We start from the raw sequence: 3,740 nt of genomic DNA on the forward strand, positions 1-3,740 counted from the left end.
TGCTTTTATTGGGGTAGATTTTCCACTTTTTTGCATTTGCGCTTCGTTCCACACGCTCAGAGCTTGGGGTTTCCACTTTCTTTGAACCAACAGATTTGAGATTAGCTATGCCTAACGCAACTGCCTCGGCAAGTAGGCTTGCGATGAAAGAAATTTGGCCGCGATTTTACTGCTCTCCCCGCTTAATTGAGGAGCGGCCGAGCAGGAAAATCGCTGGGTTTGGCGTTTATCGCAATTGCCTCGGCAAGTAGACCACTGAATATGAGTGTGTACAGGGGAACGGCGCCGGAGCAGCCATCCCCGGCGCCGTGAAATTAGAGGAGCCTTCCATACAATCAGCCATGACGCATTGCGCTGGTCCTTGTCAACGCAACAGACTGGCCGCCTAACGCTCAAATGGCGGCCACTATTATCTACGTCAACACGGAACGCTTGGAGCTTCGGCAGCCAGACCGCCATAGCCACTGGGGCCTTAGGCTCTAGGCTTTGCGTCCCTGCCTTTCGACAGGTTTGCCAGTATCGGTCTCCTCTAGCTTAGCCAATTAAGTTTTGCCATGTCCCGTGAGGAGCATAACTGATGCTTTTACGGGTTTTTGCAGTTAATCGAGTTTGCCTATGCAGCCAAGCAATTTCCTCATGCGCAGGCAAGGTATGGAGTATCTCGCCGAGCACATTCCGTTCAGGATAGCTTTTTTTGCCGCATTCAAGGTTGGCTCGCTCAGCTTTATTACCGTGTAACAACTGCCGATGCCGTTGATGTAATGAGCGTCGCTCGCGCCGAACTTGGCCATATGCGCAAGTCTGGAATCATTTGCTATAGCGGAATTTTTCCTTACCAATCCGGCTCCGAAGACCGAACCGCACTCGACCTCAACCGCGTCGAACGGCGCATCATAGACAGCATCTTCGATGCCGGTAGAATGATATGGATGAACAGCTACCGCAAGTCCGCCGCAATCATGAATCGAATTCACAGTCCACTCAACGCTTCGATCAATCGGCAGTGCTTCATTTGTAAACAGAGCGCCTATGTGGCCGCGATTGCTGTTTATCTCGACACCGGGAATGATAAGAAAATCTTCAGGTATCAATCCCCGGTGTTTGAGATCATCGGCGCACTCGATTGCATTCAGCGAGCCTCGGATATCATTGTGGTCTGTTACGCACACGCCGCGAAGACCCAGCTTGACAGCCCTGAGAATGATCGCCTCAGGTTGCGATATGGAGCAGTGCGAAAAGAGACTGTGGACATGTGTGTCTATAGCAATCTCTCCAGGGCCGACCATAACATTAGGCGTTCCGGCGCTTCTAAGCGCTCCATTTACCATTCGGTCCCATATATCGAACCACCAGTATTTGCATTCACGAACAGATCTGTCAGGCGGGCTGTATCTTTGTGTCAAACAATCGCACCTCACATTTACTTGTTGCTAGTATATCAGCTTGCGAATGCAGTTGTCATGAGAAAGAGATTCAGTTTTCCGAGAGAAACTGATGGTTTTAGCCCGGGGGATAGGAGTTAGGGGTTAGGGAAGAGAGGCTTTGGTTGTTCACTCAACGTAATCTATCCCCCATCCCCTATCCCCAAAACTTCGTTGGAGAGCAGGTCCCACAATTCCCAGAGAACTGATCTATTCATGTTTTGGTGGCGAGCTTGCGCTTAGTATATACCCAAAGGCCCGCCTATTATTTTTGCGCGCTCATCAGGAAAGTGATCGCGCAGGCGCATAGGAATAATGCGCCCCGGTTTGTGCAAGACGTACTTTCGAGTGTATTCATCAGGGGTTGTGAGGTGAACGCCTGTTAGGTTATGCGTTGTGATGAATTCGGCGACCCTGCCGGTCACCAGCAGTGTGAATGCGAACGGCCAGACTATAAAGAAGTCGCTGCCGTCCCATAAGCTCCAATCAACCGCACGGCTCCAGTCGGGGAAGCCTTCCCAGACATTTGTTTCCGCAAGCCTTTTAATTCCCGATTCTTCTTTTGCCATTCCGCCCCATCCCGTTATCAGCATCTCCCAAAACATCGGCGTATCATCATCGGATGAAAGCTCCGGCAGCTTGTGGCCGCCATCAACATTCGATATGGTTGCTGATGGGTCCCATCGAACAATGGCGCGTCTTGTTTCAAAGCCCGTAAACCCTTGTTCGCGCATCTCGTTGAGTATTTGATTGCGAACCAGGCAATCGGTCAGTGTCCAGATGATGTCAGGAATGCTGCTGGTCTGCAAGATGACCCGAAGCTCGGAAACACGGTTTGCCGGGCCGCCGAATGAAATATATTCGCCTCCAAGCGTGTTGTTGGGATAATCGCTCCTGCGCCATATGTTGCCCTTATCCCATCTTGCGGTTCTTTTTTCAGGTGATTCGAGTATCCAGAACGTTTCAGCCATCTGAGTCTCCCTGTATGAACGTATCGCCACCACTATTGTTGTGGTATAATATATCACAGTATTGAAGAATGTCAATAATATAGATGCGAATATGCTGGAAAATTTGCACACCATGGCGCGGGAGCATATAATAATTTGGTAGAACGAACGCTGCAGTGGTGAAAATGAACGATAATTTACGAGGCAGACGACAAACCAGATATGAGCCCGAACTGGCGCAATCAGCAAAAAAGATGCTGGAGGCGTCGGGTCTTACGCGTGAGGAAGTTGCCAGACGGAGCAATATAAGTCCCGAGTGGCTCCGCCAACTGCTAAACCTCGGCAGGGTAATATCGGATGACCTGCTGGCTGATTTTGCCGAAGCTGTCGGCGGTGACGTTGATGAACTTCTTGTTGCGGCAGGCCGCAAGCAGCCTCCATCAGGGGATCTGGTTAAAACTGTCGAACTTGCTCTGCGCAGTGTATCCGGCCTCTCGCAAGAAGATGCGGATGATATCATGAAGATCGTGACCGAGGTCTCCCGGCGCGATCATAGCCGTCATTTATGAGGGGTGCTATGGAGATGCCGTTTGGCATTCGACTGATACCCAGGCACATAGAGCCTCCGCTCGATCTAAACTGGCTGGCGGAGTGGTTCGGTGTCGAGATCGAGATCAGACCCCTGCCGAAAAACGTCGCAGGTATGTATCTGCGCACCGAGATGGGCGCTCACATAATCCTCAATTCAAACGATTCCCCGGAACGTCAGCGCTGGACAACAGCGCACGAGCTTGCTCATCACGTTCTGTGTATAGGGCGTCAATCGCCTGAAGACGCATTTCGTATAAAAACCGACAACTCCGCCAAAGATGAGAGCCTGTGCGACAGGTTCGCGGCAGAGATCCTGATGCCCGCAGCGCTTGTCAGGCGTAAAGCATCCGAAGTCAAACATGGCCGCTTTGATAAGACAGCACTGCTGGCCAACATGTTTGAGGTCAGCACTGTGGCGATGCGCATAAGGCTAAGAGAACTCGGCCTGCGCACAAATTAACATAGACATATACGCATGATGCGGATTAATTTACGATTCTAGTCCCCCTACGGGGACTGAAAAATGGCGCTATTTATGCTCAATCTAATTCGCATTACGCGTGACATATTACATCTAATCATACATCAAATTTGACTATAGCTCAGCTTAAATGATACGATCAGTCCGTAAAGATTAGTCAGAATGAAAGGCAGGGCTAACGCATCTAATTTCTGTTGGGGCAGATTTGCAATCTGGCCCCTTTGGGGCAATCTCGGGATCTGAGATTCCGTTAACCGCTAAGCCTGCATATAAGTGCCAGGTAGTGGCATCAGAGAT

General features: G+C 50.4%; 4 protein-coding genes and 1 riboswitch. Of the genes, 2 read left to right on the forward strand and 2 right to left on the reverse strand.

Translation table 11 applies throughout. The features are described from left to right. Nucleotides 1–439: 439 nt before the first annotated feature. A riboswitch (cyclic di-GMP riboswitch) is annotated at nt 440–525 on the reverse strand. A 74-nt stretch (nt 526–599) separates the two neighbouring features. Together ABFD83_09415 and ABFD83_09420 are read right to left on the reverse strand one after the other, a co-directional pair. Then, nucleotides 600–1,403, reverse strand: coding sequence for a PHP domain-containing protein (locus tag ABFD83_09415; protein ID MEN6357288.1), 804 nt, complete (start codon nt 1,401–1,403; stop codon nt 600–602). Nucleotides 1,404–1,660: 257 nt separating this feature from the next. Continuing rightward, nucleotides 1,661–2,392: a hypothetical protein gene (locus ABFD83_09420; protein MEN6357289.1), complete on the reverse strand. Its 732-nt coding sequence runs from the start codon at nt 2,390–2,392 to the stop codon at nt 1,661–1,663. Between the two features lie 164 nt (nt 2,393–2,556). Between ABFD83_09420 and ABFD83_09425 the strand changes: the two genes are divergently transcribed. Next, nucleotides 2,557–2,940: a helix-turn-helix transcriptional regulator gene (locus tag ABFD83_09425; protein ID MEN6357290.1), complete on the forward strand. Its 384-nt coding sequence runs from the start codon at nt 2,557–2,559 to the stop codon at nt 2,938–2,940. An 8-nt stretch (nt 2,941–2,948) separates the two neighbouring features. Continuing rightward, the gene (locus tag ABFD83_09430; protein ID MEN6357291.1) at nt 2,949–3,422 is read left to right on the forward strand and encodes an ImmA/IrrE family metallo-endopeptidase; all 474 of its coding nucleotides are present in this window, start codon (nt 2,949–2,951) and stop codon (nt 3,420–3,422) included. Nucleotides 3,423–3,740 lie beyond the last annotated feature (318 nt).

This window comes from Armatimonadota bacterium, from assembly GCA_039679645.1.
In the GTDB taxonomy this organism is placed as follows: domain Bacteria; phylum Armatimonadota; class UBA5829; order UBA5829; family UBA5829; genus UBA5829.